The following is a 16,625-nucleotide window of genomic DNA, read 5'->3' on the forward strand; positions in this document are numbered from 1 at the left end:
GTGCCCGCAGGCGCGACCGGACGGTGCACCCGCCCGGCGCGCGACCCGTCCGGCGCCGCCTCAGGCGCCGGGGACGATCGCCGTGATGACGGTGCCGTCGGAGCGGCGCGTGCCGGCCGGGTTCGGCGGCTCACCCTCGAGCCGCGGCCCCTGGCCCGCGAGGGCGACCGTGACCGGCTCGCCCGGGCCCACGACGACCTCGGTGCCGCGCACGTCGAACGCGAGGTGGCCGTCGCCGGCCTCCACCGTGAGGTCGAGCTCGTCGGGGCGCACCGTCACGCGCACCCGGGTGCCGCGCAGCGTGACCCGGTAGGTGAGCGACTCCCAGTCGTCGGGCAGGCGCGGATCGATGCACCACTGGCCGGCGCCGAGGTCGCGGAACCCGCCGAACCCGGCGGCCACAGCGCTCCACACGCCACCGGTCGACGCCACGTGGACGCCGTCGGACGTGTTGCCGTGCCGGTCGGCCAGGTCGACGAAGAGCGCCGACAGGAAGTAGCGGTACGCCAGGTCGTGGTACCCGACCTCGGCCGCGATGATCGACTGCACGACGGCCGACAACGTCGAGTCGCCCGTGGTGATCGGGTCGTAGTACTCGAAGTCGGCGCGCTTCTGCTCGGGCGTGAAGTCCTCGCCCTGCAGGAACAGCGCCAGCACGACGTCGGCCTGCTTGAGCACCTGGAACCGGTAGATGACCAGCGGGTGGTAGTGCAGCAGCAGGGGGCGGCTGTCGAGCGGCGTGTGGTCGAGGTCCCACATCTCGCGCTCGAGGAAGTGCGAGTCCTGCGGGTGGATGCCGAGGTGCTCGTCGAACGGGATGCTCATGCCACGCGCGGCACGTCCCCACTCCTCGACCTCCTCCTCGGTGAGCGAGAGCCGCTCGGCCGCGGCCTCGTAGGCGGCGGGGTTGGCGTGCTGGAGGGTGCGGACCGCCTCGGCCGCCCGGCGCAGGTTGAAGCGCGCCATGACGTTCGTGTACAGGTTGTCGTTCACGACCGTCGTGTACTCGTCGGGACCGGTGACGCTGTGGATGTGGAAGGTCCCGCCCTCCTCGCTGCGCCAGAAGCCGAGGTCGGCCCACAGCCGGGCCGTCTCGACGAAGATGTCGATGCCCTGGCGGTCGAGGAACTCGGTGTCGCCCGTGGCGCCGATGTACTGGCTCAGCGCGTACGCGATGTCGGCGTCGATGTGGTACTGCGCGGTGCCGGCCGCGTAGTACGCCGACGCCTCCTCACCGTTGATGGTCCGCCACGGGAACAGGGCGCCCTTCTGGGCGAGCTGGTCGGCGCGACGGCGGGCCGCGTCGAGCAGCGAGTAGCGGAACCGCAGCGCGTTGCGGGCCGCGCTCGGGGTCGTGTACGTCAGGAACGGCATGACGTAGACCTCGGTGTCCCAGAAGTAGTGGCCGCCGTAGCCCGAGCCGGTGACCCCCTTCGCGGGGATGCCCTGGCCCTCGGCCCGCGCCGACGCCTGCACGATCGAGAACAGGTTCCAGCGGATGGCCTGCTGGATCTCCGGCTGGCCCGGGACCTCCACGTCGGCGCGCTGCCAGAACGCGGTCAGCCAGTCGCGCTGGTCGCTCGTCTGCTGCTCCACGCCCTGCTCGCGCACCCGGTCGAGAGTGCGTCGGCAGCGGTCGAGCAGCTCGCGCGAGGGCACCCCGCGCGACGTGTGGTACGCCACCGTCTTGGTGAGCCGGATGGGCACGCCGGGCTCGGCGGCGATCCGGAACGTCGTCTTCGCGAGGTCGTCGCCGGTGACCACGCGGCTCGTGACCATGTTCTCGGTCTGCAGGTCGTGGTCGGCCATCACGGCGAGCGTCATGCCGCTCTCGGCGCACCGGTACCCCAGCGCCACGCGTCCGGTGTCGGGCTCGCCGAGCTGCTCCTGGGGCTCGAGCACACGGCGCTGGAGCCGCTCGGCCTTGCGGGGGTCGTTGCCCTCGCCGACCTTGCCCTCGCCCATCGCGCTGGCGCGCACGTGGTACTCGTCCTCGCCGTCCTGGCGGTTGAGGATCTGCGACGAGATGGCCACCGGCGCCGAGTCGTCGAGCAGCGTGACCTCGAAGGTCATGATCGCGAGGTGCTTCTGCGCCAGGCTGACCATGCGGGTGGACTCGATCCGGACCCGCTTGCCCGACGGGGTCCGCCACAGCAGGCTCCGCCGGAGCACGCCCTCGCGCAGGTCGAGGCTGCGCTCGTAGCCGAGCAGGTCGGCCACCGAGAGCAGCAGCGGCTCGTCGTCGACGTAGAGCCGGATGATCTTGGCGTCGGGGGCGTTGACGATCGTCTGGCCGACCCGGGCGAACCCGAACGCCTCCTCGGCGTGCTGGATCGGCCACGTCTCGTGGAAGCCGTTCACGAACGTGCCGTGCGTGTGGGAGTCGCGACCCTCCTCCACGTTGCCGCGCAGGCCGAGGTAGCCGTTGCCGACGGCGAACACGGTCTCGGTGAGGCCCAGGTCGCTGCTGTCGTAGCGGACCTCGGTGAGCTTCCACGGGTCCGCGGGGAAGCGCGAGCGGTCGAGGAAGTCGCGCACCGGCGGCGCCTCGTGCGAGGGGCCGAAGCCGCGGTCCTCGTCGGTGCCGGGCGCGGGCTGGTCGAGCGGCGACATCAGAGCAGGTCTCGCAGGTCGCTCACGACCTCGTCGGCTCCGTGCTCGCGCAGCGCGTCGGCTCCGGCGCCGCGGTCGACGCCCACGACCAGGCCGAAGCGTCCGGCGTGGCCGGCGGCGACGCCCGAGGTGGCGTCCTCGAGCACCACGGCTCGCGACGGCTCGACGTCGAGCTGCTGCGCGGCGAAGAGGAAGGTGTCGGGCGCGGGCTTGCCGGCGAGCTGGCGGTCCCCCGCCACGACGCCGTCGACGATCACCGGGAAGTGGTCGATGAGCCCGGCGGCGCGCAGCACCTTGGGGGCGTTGCGCGAGCTGGAGACGATCGCCATCTGCGTGCCGGCGGCGGCCAGCTGCTCCACGAGCGCCACGGAGCCCGGGTACGCGACCACGCCGTCGCGGTCGAGGACCTCCTCGAAGGCCACGTTCTTGCGGTTGCCGAGCCCGCCGACGGTCTCCTCCTCGGGGGCGTCGTCGGGCGTGCCCTCGGGCAGCTCGATGTCGCGCGAGGCCAGGAACGAGCGCACGCCGTCGTAGCGCGGCTTGCCGTCGACGTACCGGTAGTAGTCGTCGTCGGTGTACGGCTCCTCGACCCCCCGCGCCGTCAGGAAGTCGTTGAACATCTGGTTCCAGGCGCGCATGTGCACCTCGGCCGTCGGGGTGATGACACCGTCGAGGTCGAAGAGGGCCGCGTCGTAGTCGCTCCAGTCCACCCGAGAAGCGTAGGCCCGCCTCGTGTCGCCGATGTGAACGGCGTCCGATTGCGGGTCGGGCCGGCGGGTACTCCCCGGGTGTGACCCCTCCCTCGTGCCCCGAAGTGGTGGGCCGGGCCGTCCGCGACCATGCTGGACGTCATGCCCCCCTCCGACGCTGACGACCTCGCGCGCCTCGCCGCGGCCCACGGCGTCGCGGTCGCGTACGAGGGCTCGGACCGGCGCCCCGTCGAGGTGGACCGCGAGATCGTCGTGGCCGTGCTCGGTCAGCTGGGCGTCGACGCCACGACCCCGGAGGCGGTCGACCACGCACTCGAGCGCGCCGCGGCCGACACCCGACCGCTCGAGTCGACCATCGCCGCGACGCAGGGCGTGGCCCGCGAGGTCGGCGTGGCGGGTCGGGTGCTGCTGGAGGACGGCGGCCACCTCGACGTGCAGGGGACGCTGCCCGCGGACCTGCCGCTCGGCTGGCACCGGTTCGTCACCGACGCCCAGGACGTGACGCTCGTCGTCGCCCCGGCCCGACTGCCGGAGGTGCCGCGCACGTGGGGCTGGATGCTCCAGCTGTACGCGTTGCACTCGGCCGGGTCGTGGCAGATGGGCGACCTGGTCGACCTCGCCGACCTGGCCCGCCGCGCCGCCACCGAGCAGGGTGCCGGCGTGCTGCTGGTCAACCCGGTGCAGGCGTTCGTGCCGTCGACGCCGCTCGTCCGCTCCCCCTACTCCCCGTCGAGCCGACGGTTCGCGAGCCCGCTCTACCTGCGCGTGACCGACGTCGACGCCTTCGCCGCGGCCGACCCGTCCGTCCGCGACCAGGTGCTACGGCTAGCACCGGACCCCGATCCTGCGGACGACCTGCTCGACCACGACGCCGTGTGGGAGGCGAAGCGCGCGGCCCTGGAGCTGCTGCGACCCTTCGCCCCCGCCGACGAGGACGTCGACCTCGACGCCGAGCCCGACCTGGCCGCCTTCGCCACGTTCTCGGCCCTGGCCGAGCAGCACGGCGCCGACTGGCGCACCTGGCCGGAGCCGCTGCGCGACCCGACCTCCGACGCCGTCGTCCGGGCCCGCGCCGACCTGGCCGACCGCGTCGCCTTCCACGCCTGGCTCCAGCACCTGTGCCGTCAGCAGCTCGACGCCGCCCGCGACGCGGCCCACGACGCCGGCATGGCCGTCGGACTCGTGCACGACCTGCCGGTGGGCGTGCACCCCGGTGGCGCCGACGCCTGGGCCCTGCAGAGCGTGTTCGCCTCCGACGTGCGCGTCGGCTGCCCGGCCGACGCCTTCAACCCGCTCGGCCAGGACTGGGATCTCCCGCCGTGGCGGCCCGACCGCCTGCTCGAGACCGGCTACGCACCCTTTCGCGACGTCGTCCGCAGCGTGCTGCGCCACGGTGACGGCATCCGCGTGGACCACGTGGCGGGTCTGTGGCGGCTGTGGTGGATCCCGCCGGGCGAGCCCGCGCACCGCGGCACCTACGTGCACTACGACGCCGACGTGATGCTCGCCGTCCTGCTGCTCGAGGCCACCCGCGCCGGCGCCATCGTCGTCGGCGAGGACCTCGGCACCGTCGAGGACGTGGTCACCGAGACCATGCACGCGCGCGGCATCCTCAGCTCGGCCGTGCTGTGGTTCGAGCGCGACTGGGACGCCCCGGGGCAGCCGCACGTACCGCCCCGCGCCTGGGAGCCCGAGACCATGGCGAGCATCAGCACCCACGACCTGCCGACGGTCGAGGGCTGGCTGCGCGACGAACGCATCCACGTCCAGGACCGGCTCGACCTGCTGGGCGAGCCGGTGGACGACGCGCTCGCCACCGCGGCCGCCGACAAGGAGGCGCTGCTCGACCTGCTGCGCGCCGAGGGCGTCGACACCGACGACCTGCTCGTCGCGCTGCACGCCGTCATCGCCCCGGCCGCGTCGCGCCTGGTGCTGAGCTCACCCGCCGACGCCGTCGGCCAGGTGCGTCAGCCGAACCTGCCGGGCACCGTGGACGAGTACCCCAACTGGAAGGTCCGCCTTCCCGTGGACCTCGACGCCTTCTTCGACCACCCCCGGGTGCAGGCCGCCGTCGCCCCGCTGCGCGCCGCCCGCCCCACCTGACCACCCAACCGGCACGACCCCATCCGAGGAGAACCCCCGTGCGCCCCTGGCCCGGATCGCCCTACCCGCTCGGTGCCACGTACGACGGCACCGGCACCAACTTCGCCCTGTTCTCGGAGGTCGCCGACCTCGTGGAGCTGTGCCTCTTCGACGAGTCGGGCACCGAGACCCGCGTCCGCCTCGAGGAGGTCGACGGCTTCGTCCACCACGGCTTCCTGCCCGGCATCGGCCCCGGCCAGCGCTACGGCTACCGCGTGCACGGTCCGTGGAACCCCGAGAACGGCCTGCGCTGCAACCCGCAGAAGCTGCTCATCGACCCGTACGCGAAGGCCGTGCAGGGCCAGCCCGACTGGGACCCGTCGCTCTTCGCCTACGAGATGGGCTCGCCCGACGAGCCGAACGACGACGACTCCGCCGGCCACGTGCCGTTCTCGCTCGTGGTCGACACGTTCTTCGACTGGGCCGACGACCGCCCGCCGCGCCGGCCCTACAACGAGTCGATCATCTACGAGGCGCACGTCCGGGGGCTCACGATGACCCACCCCGACGTCCCCGAGGAGCTGCGCGGCACCTATGCGGCGCTCGCGCACCCCGCCGTGATCGAGCACCTGACCGGCCTCGGCGTGACCGCCATCGAGCTGCTCCCCGTGCACCAGTTCGTCACGGACCACTACCTCGTCGAGAAGGACCTGACGAACTACTGGGGCTACAACACGATCGGCTTCTTCGCCCCGCACGACGCCTACACCTCCCAGCCCGGTCGCCAGGTGCAGGAGTTCAAGGGCATGGTCCGCGCGCTCCACGCCGCGGGCATCGAGGTCATCCTCGACGTCGTCTACAACCACACCGCGGAGGGCAACCACCTCGGGCCGACGCTGTCGATGCGCGGCATCGACAACCAGGCCTACTACCGCCTCGTCGAGGACGACGAGCAGCACTACATGGACTACACCGGCACCGGGAACTCGCTGAACGTGCGCCACCCCACGCCGCTGCAGCTCATCATGGACTCGCTGCGCTACTGGGTCACCGAGATGCACGTCGACGGGTTCCGCTTCGACCTGGCGGCCACGCTGGCGCGCGAGTTCTACGACGTCGACAAGCTGGCCACCTTCTTCGAGCTGGTGCAGCAGGACCCGGTGGTCAGCCAGGTGAAGCTGATCGCCGAGCCGTGGGACGTGGGCCCCGGCGGCTACCAGGTGGGCAACTTCCCGCCACTGTGGACGGAGTGGAACGGCCTCTACCGCGACACGGTGCGCGACTTCTGGCGCGGCGAGCCGTCGACGCTGGGCGAGTTCGCGTCGCGGATCAGCGGCTCGTCCGACCTCTACCAGGACAACGGCCGGCGCCCGTACGCGTCGATCAACTTCGTGACGGCCCACGACGGCTACACGCTGAACGACCTGGTGTCGTACGAGCAGAAGCACAACGAGGCCAACGGCGAGGACGGTCGCGACGGCGCCGACGACAACCGGTCGTGGAACTGCGGCGTGGAGGGTCCGACCGACGACCCGGAGATCCTCGAGCTGCGCCGCCGGCAGCGTCGCAACTTCCTGGCCACCATGCTGCTCTCGCAGGGTGTGCCGATGGTGCTGCACGGCGACGAGCTTGGCCGCAGCCAGGGCGGCAACAACAACGTCTACTGCCAGGACAACGAGGTCGCGTGGGTCGACTGGGACCTCGACGAGCACGAGCACTCGCTGCTCGGGTTCACGTCGGCCCTCGCCGCCTTCCGCACGGCCCACCCGGTGTTCCGGCGCCGCCGGTTCTTCCAGGGCAAGCCGATCCGCAAGGGCGACGAGCTGCGCGACATCGCCTGGTTCACGCCGGCCGGCGAGGAGATGACCGAGCAGAACTGGGACGACGGCTTCGGCCGCTCGATCGCGGTGTTCCTCAACGGCCGGGCGATCGCCGACCGCGACGAGCGGGGCGAGCGCGTCGTCGACGACTCCTTCCTGATGGCGTTCAACGCCCACCACGAGGGAATCGAGTTCACCGTGCCGGACGGCGAGTACGCCAGCACGTGGGCGGTCGTGGTCGACACCGCGAGCGGCACGGTCACCGAGCCGGGCGACGAGCTGGTCGAGGGCGGCGCGACGATCGAGCTCGAGGGCCGCTCGCTGGTGGTGCTGCAGCGGGTCGAGTCGTGAGCACGCCCACGTCGACGTACCGGCTGCAGCTGCGGCCGGGCTTCGGGTTCGCGGAGGCCGAGGCGCTCGTGCCGTACCTGCGCGACCTCGGCGTCGGCGCGGTGTACGTGTCGCCGGTGCTCGACGCGACACCCGGGTCGACGCACGGCTACGACGTCACCGACCCCACGCGGGCACGACCCGAGCTGGGTGGGCCCGACGGCTGGGACTCCCTCACGGACGCCGTGCGCGACGCCGGGATGGGGCTCGTGGTCGACGTGGTGCCGAACCACATGTCGGTCGAGGTGCCGCGGGCGAACCCGTGGTGGTGGTCGGTGCTCGCCGAGGGAGAGCGCTCGCCGTGGGCCGGGCACTTCGACGTCGACTGGTCGCGCGGCCGGGTGCTGGTGCCCGTCCTCGGCGACGACGCCGAGGTCGCGGAGCTGGCGGTGGACGGCGACGAGCTCACGTACTACGACCACCGGTTCCCCATCGACGCCGCGACGCTGGCCGACCCGGGGTTCGCGTCGCTGACGCCGCAGCAGGTGCACGACCGGCAGCACTACGAGCTCGTCGGATGGCGCCGCGGGGCCTCCGAGCTGAACTACCGCCGGTTCTTCGACATCACGACGCTGGCCGCCGTGCGGGTCGAGGACCCGACCGTCTTCGACGACGCACACCGCGAGGTGCTGCGCTGGGTGACCGACGGCCGGGTCACCGGGCTGCGCATCGACCACCCGGACGGGCTGTCCGACCCCGGTGGCTACCTGCGGCGCCTGCACGAGGCCGCGCCCGACGCGTGGCTCGTCGTCGAGAAGATCCTGCACCCCGGCGAGGACCTGCCCGCGAGCTGGCCCGCCGACGGGACCACCGGGTACGACGCCATGCGCGAGGTCGAGGGCGTGCTGCTCGACCCCGCAGGCGAGGCTCCCTGGCAGGCGCTGTCGGAGCGGCTCGGAGCGCCGTCGGACTACGCCGCCGTCGAGGAGGACGCACGGCGCATGGTGACGCAGAAGGTGCTCGTGGCCGAGGTCCGTCGCATCGCCGGCCTGCTGCGCGACGTGCCCGAGGACGCCGCGCGCACGGCCGTCGCGGAGACGATGGTGGCCTTCGGCGTCTACCGGTCCTACCTGCCCGAGGGCGAGGACGACTGGGCCCAGGCGATCGACACGGCGCGCAGCCGTCGGCCCGACGTCGACGAGGCCCTGTCCGCGCTCGACGCGCAGGTCCGCGCGGACCCGCAGGGCGAGCTCGCCACCCGCATCCAGCAGACGTCCGGCATGGTCGTGGCCAAGGGCACCGAGGACACGACCTTCTACCGGTTCACGCGCTTCGCCGCGCTCAACGAGGTGGGCGGCTCCCCCGACGTGTGGGGCGTCGACGTCGAGGGCTTCCATGCGCTCGCCGCTGCCAGGGAGGCCGACCACCCGTCCGCCATGACAGCGCTCACCACCCACGACACGAAGCGCTCGGAGGACACCCGCGCCAGGATGCTGGTGCTGGCCGAGCTCGGCGACGAGGCGACGTCGGCGATCGAGGGCTGGTCGGCCCGCTGCGGGCTCGACGAGCCGGCGCTCGACCTGCTGGCCTGGCAGACCCTGCTCGGGGCCTGGCCGATCAGCGACGAGCGACTGACCGACTACCTGCTCAAGGCGGCGCGGGAGTCCAAGATCCGCACCACCTGGACCGAGACGGACGAGGCCTTCGAGGAGTCGATCCGTGCCTGGCCCGCCCGCGTGCGGGCCGAGGTCGGCGACGAGGTGCAGGCGCTCGTCGACCGCATCGAGGCCCCAGGCCGGACGGTCTCGCTGAGCCAGAAGCTGCTGCAGCTGGCGGGTCCGGGTGTCCCTGACGTCTACCAGGGCACCGAGGGCTGGGACCTCTCCCTCGTCGACCCCGACAACCGTCGCCCGGTCGACCATGAGGCCTTCCGCGCGGTGCTCCGCCGGCTCGACGACGGCTGGTTGCCGGAGGTCGACGCGTCGGGGGCGGTGAAGACGTCGCTCGTGCGTCGGGTGCTGACGCTCCGCCGCGACCGGCCGGAGCTGTTCCGCGGCTACGTCGCGGTGGCCGCCCGGGGTCCTGCCGCCGACCACGCACTCGCCTTCGGTCGCAGCGACGACCTGGTCGCCGTGGTCACCCGCCTGCCCGTGGGCCTCGAGGCGCGCGGCGGCTGGGCCGACACGACCCTCCCGCTGGCCGAGGGGACGTGGACCGACGCGCTCACCGGTGCCGTGCTCGAGGGCGGCGACGTCGCGCTGGCCGACCTGCTGCGGACCTACCCCGTCGCCCTGCTCACCCGACAGACCTGACGGCCACTGGCGAGCAGCACCAGCGCCGCACCCGGGCCCTCGGCCCCGGCCCCGTCCGAGTCGCGCAGTGGGGCACCGGAACTAGGCTCGAGGCATGGAGTTCAGGTACCTCGGGAACAGCGGCCTCAAGGTCAGCGAGATCATCTACGGCAACTGGCTGACCCACGGGTCCCAGGTCGAGAACGACGCGGCGACGGCATGCGTCCGCGCGGCGCTCGACGCCGGCATCACGACGTTCGACACCGCCGACGTCTACGCCAACGGCAAGGCCGAGTCGGTGCTCGGCGAGGCGCTGAAGGGCGAGCGTCGCGCATCGCTGGAGATCCTCACGAAGGTCTACTGGCCCACCGGCCCCGGCGGACCGAACGACACCGGCCTGTCGCGCAAGCACATCATGGAGTCCATCGACGGCTCGCTGCAGCGGCTGCAGACCGACTACGTCGACCTCTACCAGGCGCACCGCTACGACCACGAGACGCCGCTCGAGGAGACGATGCAGGCCTTCGCCGACGTCGTGCGCGCCGGCAAGGCGCACTACATCGGCGTCAGCGAGTGGACCGCCGACCAGCTCCGCGCCGGGCACGCCCTGGCGCAGGACCTCGGCATCCAGCTGATCTCGAGCCAGCCCCAGTACTCGATGCTGTGGCGCGTCATCGAGGGCGAGGTCGTGCCCGCCAGCCGTGAGCTCGGCGTCTCGCAGATCGTGTGGTCGCCCATCGCGCAGGGCGTGCTCAGCGGCAAGTACGAGCCCGGCGCCGACCTGCCCGAGGGCAGCCGCGCCACGGACGAGAAGGGCGGCGCCGACATGATCAAGCGCTTCCTGACCGACGAGACGCTCACGGCCGTCCAGAAGCTGCGGCCCGTCGCCGACGACCTCGGCATCACCATGGCCCAGCTGGCCATCGCCTGGGTGCTGGCCAACGACAACGTCGCCGGCGCCATCGTCGGTGCCTCCCGCCCAGAGCAGGTGGAGTCCAACGCGGCCGCCAGCGGCGTCACCCTGGACGCCGACGTCCTCGCGAAGGTCGACGAGGCGCTCGGCGGCATCCCGACCACCGACCCCGGCCAGACGAAGTCCCCGCCCACCCGGGTGGTCTGAGCGTGACCGTCACCGTCTGGGCGCCCGACCACGAGCGCGTCCGGGTCCGCATCGACGGCGTCGACCACCCGATGGAGGCGTGGGAGCCCGGCGAGCTGCGCTCGGGCTGGTGGTGGCTCGACACCAAGCTGGCCCCCGGGTCGGACTACGCGTTCCTGCTCGGTGACGACGAGACCCCGCTGCCCGACCCGCGGTCGTCGTGGCAGCCCCAGGGCGTGCACGCGGCCTCACGTGTCTACGACCACGCCGCCTTCGACTGGAGCGACGGCGCCTGGTCGGGCCGGGCGCTTGAGGGGTCGGTCGTCTACGAGCTCCACGTCGGCACGTTCACGCCCGAGCGCACCTTCGACGCGGCGGTCGAGCGGCTCGACCACCTCGTCGACCTCGGCGTGGACCTCGTGGAGGTGCTGCCGGTCAACAGCTTCGACGGCCCGCACGGCTGGGGCTATGACGGCGTGCTCTGGGGCGCGGTGCACGAGCCCTACGGCGGCCCCGACGGCTTCAAGCGGTTCGTCGACGCGTGCCACGCGCGCGGCCTCGGCGTGGTGCTCGACGTCGTCTACAACCACCTGGGCCCGTCCGGCGCCTACCTCGACCGCTTCGGCCCCTACTTCGCCGGCCAGAACGACTGGGGACCCGGCCTGAACCTCGACGCCGAGGGCTCCGACGAGGTGCGCCGCTACGTGCTCGACAACGCGATGGCGTGGTTCGAGCACTTCCACGTCGACGGCCTGCGCCTCGACGCCGTGCACGCGCTGGCGGACACCCGCGCGCTGCCGATCCTGGAGGAGCTGTCCGCCGAGACCGAGCGGATGTCCGTGGCGCTCGGTCGACCGCTGTCGCTGATCGCCGAGTCCGACCTCAACGACCCCCGCATGGTCACGCCCCGCGCCCACGGAGGCCTCGGCATGGACGCGCAGTGGTGCGACGACGTGCACCACGCGCTGCACGTGGCCCTCACCGGCGAGACCGACGGCTACTACGCCGACTTCGCGACGCCCGGCGCGCTCGCGAAGGTGCTGCGCGGCGCCTTCTTCCACGACGGCACCTGGTCGTCGTTCCGCGGGCGCAGCCACGGGCGGCCCGTCGACGTCGAGACGGTGCCCGGCTCGGCGTTCGTGACCTACCTGCAGGACCACGACCAGATCGGCAACCGCGCACAGGGCGACCGGATCTCGGCCACCGTCCCGCCCGACCTGGTGGCGTGCGGCGCCGCCCTGGTGCTGCTGGGCCCGTTCACGCCGATGCTCTTCATGGGCGAGGAGTGGGCCGCGAGCACCCCGTGGCAGTTCTTCGCCTCCTTCCCCGACCCCGAGCTCGCCGACGCCGTGCGCACCGGACGTCGACGCGAGTTCGGCCGGCACGGCTGGGGCGAGTCCGAGGTGCCCGACCCGATGGACCACGCCACCGTCGAGCGCTCGACGCTGCGCTGGGACGAGCTCGACGACCCCGCCCACCGCGCGGTCCTCGAGACCTACCGCTCCCTCGTCGCCCTGCGGCGGGAGCACCCCGAGCTGCGCGACCCGTCCCTGGCCGACCTCGTCGTCGAGGTCTCCGACGACGACCGTCACGTCGTCATGCACCGTGGCCCGTTCCGCGTCGAGGTCGACCTGGACGCCGCGCGCGCCGTGGTGCTGCGCGACGGCGACGTCGTCTGGGCGTCGACGGGCGGACCCACGGCGTCCGACGCACACTGAGGCATGAGCGACAACGGCAAGAGCGACATCCCCAGCGAGGACCCGCGCGACTCCGCGGAGCCCACGGACGACCCGAAGCACCAGAAGCAGGACCACGAGACCGAGGGCGACGTCGACGACCCCGACGCCCCCGCCCCGTTCTCGGGCCCCTACTCCTGAGGGACCGCCGAGGTGCACCAAGCGTGGTCCGACGCGGCCACCTCCCGGCTCCTCGCCGCGGGGTACGAGGCGCTGGACGCCGGTAACGACTGGCCGGTCGGGACGCGCGTCCTGCGCCGTCGCGACCGCAGGGTCGGCTGGTTCCTGTCCCGTCTGCACACCGTCGTGGTCCTCCTCCCCGTGGACCACGCGACGACCGGCCACGTCGACCGTCTGACCGAGACCACGGCCGGCCGGGCCGGGTCGCTCTCGGGCCGGGCCCGCCGACGGTCCGGCAACGGGATCGCGGTGCTCCCCGTCCTCGTGTGCGGCGCCGCCGACGAGCAGGCACGCGACGAGGCGGCGGCACCACCCCGCCGACGGTGGGCCGTCGTCGCGCTGCCGATGCTCGTCGAGCCCGACACGGGCCGGCACGCCGCCCACCGGGGGAACATCACGTGGGGTGGGGTGTTCCAGACGTTCCTCGCCGAGCAGCAGCGCCTCGTGCTCGGTGATCCGCGCGCCGAGGTGCTCGGGAGCAGCGGGCACGGCCGAGCCGGGCGCGCCGCGCTCCTGGCCCTCCTGGGCGTGGCCGGTGTCCTGTTCCTGGCCGCGGTCCTGCTGCTGCTCCTCTGACCGCGCTCACGCCACCGTGAAGGCGTGCAGACCGAGATCGTCGGCAAGCCGCTCGCAGGCCAGCACGCCGCGCACGCTGTTGCCGCGCTCGTTGAGCGGCGGACTGTAGACACCGATGCCGAGGTGCCGCGGAGCGGCCGCCACCACACCGCCCGCGACTCCGGACTTGGCCGGCATGCCCACGCGGTGCATCCACCGGCCCGACCCGTCGTACATGCCGCACGTGGCCATGACGCTCAGCGTGCTGCGGACCACCTCCACCGGGAGCACCCGGTCACCCGTCACCGGGTTCCGACCGCCGAAGGCGAGCGTCGCTCCCATGACGGCGAGGGTCTCGGCGCTCACCGACACCGCACACACGCGGGCGTAGACCTCGATCGCGTCCTCGACGTCCACGTGCAGCGTCCCGGCGGAGTGCATGAGGTACCCGAGGGCACGGTTCCGGTCGCCGCTCAGGTGTTCCGAGCGGCTCACCTGCTCGTCGACCACGAGCGGCCGGCCCGCCAGTGCGGAGAGCCCCGCGAGGATCCGTCCCGCGCGGTCCTGCGGCCCGTCACCCGCCACCAGGCTCGCCGTCAGCAAGGCACCCGCGTTCACCATCGGGTTCGGCGGCCGACCGGTGTCGCTCTCGAGGCGCACGGCGTCGAAGGCCTCGCCCGTGGGCTCCACCCCGATCTCCTCGAGGTGGGTCGCCCCTGCGTCGACCAGCGCCAAGGCGTAGACGAACGGCTTGACCGCGGACTGGATCGGGAAGGTCACGTCCGTGTCGCCGACCTGGCGCACGTCGCCCGACCGGTCGCACACGGCCAGCCCGAACAGGCCGCTGTCGGCGTCGGCGTGCTCGGGCACGCTCCGGTCGACCTCGCCGTCGTGCGACTCCGCGACGGAGGCGTGCAGCTGGTCGAGGTCGAAGGTCCGGATCCGCTCGTCGATGTCCACCCCCCGTGGGTACCCGGGAACGGCCGGGCGACCCCGAGACGCCTGACACACTGGGCGCCATGACGACGCACCCTCCGCAGGGCCTGCACGTGCTCGCCGGACGACCGTTCCCGCTGGGCGCCCACCCCGAGGCCGGCGGCGTCAGGTTCGCGATCGCCAGCAGCGTGGCCGAGCGGGTCGAGCTGTGCCTCGTCGACGACGACGGCACCGAGCGGCGCATCGAGCTGACCGAGCGGACGTTCGGCGTCTGGCACGGGCTCGTGCCGGGCGTGCTGCCCGGCCAGACCTACGGCTACCGCGTGCACGGCCCCTACGAGCCGAAGACCGGGATGCGCTGCAACCCGCACAAGATCCTGCTCGACCCCTACGCCCGCCGCATCCGCGGCTCGCTCACCGACATGGCGGCCGCGCTCGGCTACGCCGACGGCCCCGACGGTCCGGACGGTCCCGAGCCGTCCACCGTCGACTCCCTGGGCCACGTGCCGCTGGCCGTCGTCACGAGCCCCGGCGGGCCCGACACCGGCACGAAGCCGGAGGTGCCGTTCGAGGAGACCGTGGTGCTCGAGCTGCACGTCAAGGGGTTCACGCAGCAGCACCCCGACGTGCCCGAGCCCCTGCGCGGCACCTACCTGGGCCTGGCGCACCCGGCCGTCGTCGAGCACCTCCTGCGGCTCGGGATCACCGCCGTCGAGCTGCTGCCCGTGCAGGCCTTCACCGACGAGCCCTCGCTCGTGGCCGCCGGCCGGCACAACTACTGGGGGTACTCACCCCTCGGCTACTTCGCACCGCATCCCGGGTACGCGAGCGAGCCCGGACGTGAGGTCGAGGAGTTCCGCACGATGGTCGCGGCCCTGCACGCTGCCGGCATCGAGGTCATCGTCGACGTCGTCTACAACCACACCTGCGAGGGCGGCCCCGACGGACCGACCCTCAGCCTCCGCGGGCTGGAGGCACCGGCGTACTACCTGCACGACGACGACGGGAACATGGCCGACATCACCGGCTGCGGCAACACGCTGGACGCCGGATCCCCCGAGGTCGTGCGCCTCGTGACGGACTCGCTGCGCTACTGGACGACCGAGCTCGGCGTCGACGGGTTCCGCTTCGACCTCGCCTCCACGATGGGCCGTCCCGGTGGCGGCGCCTTCGACCGCGACAGCACGCTCCTGACCGCGATCACCACCGATCCCGTGCTGTCGCGCTGCAAGCTGGTCGCCGAGCCGTGGGACGCCACCGGCGAGGGCTACCGCGTGGGCGCGTTCGGCGCCCAGTGGGCGGAGTGGAACGGCATCTACCGCGACACGGTCCGCGACTTCTGGCGCGGCGCCGCCGGCGGCGTCGACGACCTGGCCTATCGGCTGTCCGGCTCGTCGGACCTCTACGACCACACGCTGCGCCGACCCTGGCAGTCGATCAACTTCGTCACCGCGCACGACGGCTTCACGCTGCGTGACCTGGTCTCCTACGACCACAAGCACAACGAGGACAACGGCGAGGACAACCGCGACGGCACCGACGACAACCGCTCCTGGAACCACGGCGTGGAGGGCGCGACCGACGACCCGGAGATCACGTCGCTGCGTGCCCGCCAGGCCCGCAACCTGCTGGCGACGCTGCTGCTCTCGACCGGTACGCCCATGTTCGTGGCCGGCGACGAGCGCTGGCGCACCCAGGGCGGCAACAACAACGCCTACTGCCTCGACGACCCGACGTCGTGGGTCGACTGGACCGTGACCCCCGAGAGCGACGCGATGCTGACGTTCGCCCGTCGGGTCGTGCACCTGCGCGCGAAGAGTCCTGCCCTGCGCCAGGCCGAGTTCTTCGACGGCCGCACCACGCCCACCGGCCGGCCCGACCTGATCTGGCTGCGGCCCGACGGCCAGGAGATGACCGAGCCGGACTGGCAGGACCCGGAGCGCCGGACGCTCGGCATGTGGATCGACGGGTCGAACAGCCAGTCCCGCACCCGCGAGGGCGAGCTGCTCACCGACCACTCGTGGCTCCTGCTGCTGCACGCCGGCGCCGAGCCGCTCGAGGTCGTGCTCCCGGGGCAGGAGTTCGGTGCCACGTTCGAGCCGACGCTCGACACCACGTCGGCCGACGGCAGCCCGGCCTCGACCGAGGCCTTCGCGGCCGGCAGCCGCACCACGCTGGCGGCGCGTTCCCTGCTGCTGCTCAAGGCTCCCCGGCACGACTGACGGGCCCGCGACCGGGGACCGGTCCCGCGGGAATCGCGCCCGTCCACGTTC

Annotated in this window: 11 protein-coding genes; 8 read left to right on the plus strand and 3 right to left on the minus strand. The window is 72.8% G+C overall.

The window, feature by feature from the left end; translation table 11 throughout:
• Nucleotides 1-60: 60 nt before the first annotated feature.
• On the minus strand, nucleotides 61-2,613 hold the full coding sequence (locus tag ASF35_RS01440) for a glycoside hydrolase family 65 protein (RefSeq protein ID WP_082495313.1): 2,553 nt from the start codon (nucleotides 2,611-2,613) through the stop codon (nucleotides 61-63).
• On the minus strand, nucleotides 2,613-3,323 hold the full coding sequence (locus ASF35_RS01445; RefSeq protein WP_055961735.1) for an HAD family phosphatase: 711 nt from the start codon (nucleotides 3,321-3,323) through the stop codon (nucleotides 2,613-2,615). The genes ASF35_RS01440 and ASF35_RS01445 overlap by 1 nt, the downstream gene beginning before the upstream one ends.
• Before the next feature lie 141 nt (nucleotides 3,324-3,464).
• Here ASF35_RS01445 and malQ point away from each other — a divergent pair, with 141 nt between their 5' ends.
• The 7 genes from malQ to ASF35_RS01475 all read left to right on the plus strand — a co-directional run bounded on the left by malQ (nucleotide 3,465) and on the right by ASF35_RS01475 (nucleotide 13,437).
• Complete coding sequence (malQ, locus tag ASF35_RS01450; RefSeq protein WP_055966029.1) at nucleotides 3,465-5,426, plus strand: 4-alpha-glucanotransferase; 1,962 nt, start codon at nucleotides 3,465-3,467, stop codon at nucleotides 5,424-5,426.
• A gap of 38 nt (nucleotides 5,427-5,464) precedes the next feature.
• A complete protein-coding gene (glgX, locus tag ASF35_RS01455) occupies nucleotides 5,465-7,576 on the plus strand; it encodes a glycogen debranching protein GlgX (protein ID WP_055961739.1) in 2,112 nt (703 codons plus the stop codon).
• On the plus strand, nucleotides 7,573-9,867 hold the full coding sequence (treY, locus tag ASF35_RS01460; RefSeq protein WP_055961743.1) for a malto-oligosyltrehalose synthase: 2,295 nt from the start codon (nucleotides 7,573-7,575) through the stop codon (nucleotides 9,865-9,867). Before glgX (ASF35_RS01455) ends, treY begins: the two co-directional genes overlap by 4 nt.
• Before the next feature lie 94 nt (nucleotides 9,868-9,961).
• A complete protein-coding gene (locus tag ASF35_RS01465) occupies nucleotides 9,962-10,966 on the plus strand; it encodes an aldo/keto reductase family protein (protein WP_055961746.1) in 1,005 nt (334 codons plus the stop codon).
• Between the two features lie 2 nt (nucleotides 10,967-10,968).
• A complete protein-coding gene (treZ, locus tag ASF35_RS01470) occupies nucleotides 10,969-12,663 on the plus strand; it encodes a malto-oligosyltrehalose trehalohydrolase (RefSeq protein WP_055961750.1) in 1,695 nt (564 codons plus the stop codon).
• Between the two features lie 3 nt (nucleotides 12,664-12,666).
• The gene (locus ASF35_RS17875) at nucleotides 12,667-12,822 is read left to right on the plus strand and encodes a hypothetical protein (RefSeq protein WP_156364729.1); all 156 of its coding nucleotides are present in this window, start codon (nucleotides 12,667-12,669) and stop codon (nucleotides 12,820-12,822) included.
• Between the two features lie 12 nt (nucleotides 12,823-12,834).
• Nucleotides 12,835-13,437, plus strand: coding sequence for a hypothetical protein (locus ASF35_RS01475; RefSeq protein WP_055961753.1), 603 nt, complete (start codon nucleotides 12,835-12,837; stop codon nucleotides 13,435-13,437).
• Between the two features lie 6 nt (nucleotides 13,438-13,443).
• Here the strand turns inward: ASF35_RS01475 and glsA are convergent, their stop codons facing one another.
• The gene (gene glsA, locus ASF35_RS01480) at nucleotides 13,444-14,376 is read right to left on the minus strand and encodes a glutaminase A (protein WP_055961757.1); all 933 of its coding nucleotides are present in this window, start codon (nucleotides 14,374-14,376) and stop codon (nucleotides 13,444-13,446) included.
• Between the two features lie 59 nt (nucleotides 14,377-14,435).
• On the opposite strand from glsA, the gene glgX (ASF35_RS01485) reads away from it, so the two are divergent.
• Complete coding sequence (glgX, locus tag ASF35_RS01485; RefSeq protein WP_055961760.1) at nucleotides 14,436-16,574, plus strand: glycogen debranching protein GlgX; 2,139 nt, start codon at nucleotides 14,436-14,438, stop codon at nucleotides 16,572-16,574.
• Nucleotides 16,575-16,625 lie beyond the last annotated feature (51 nt).

The sequence above is a fragment of the Aeromicrobium sp. Leaf291 genome (assembly GCF_001423365.1).
In the GTDB taxonomy this organism is placed as follows: domain Bacteria; phylum Actinomycetota; class Actinomycetes; order Propionibacteriales; family Nocardioidaceae; genus Aeromicrobium.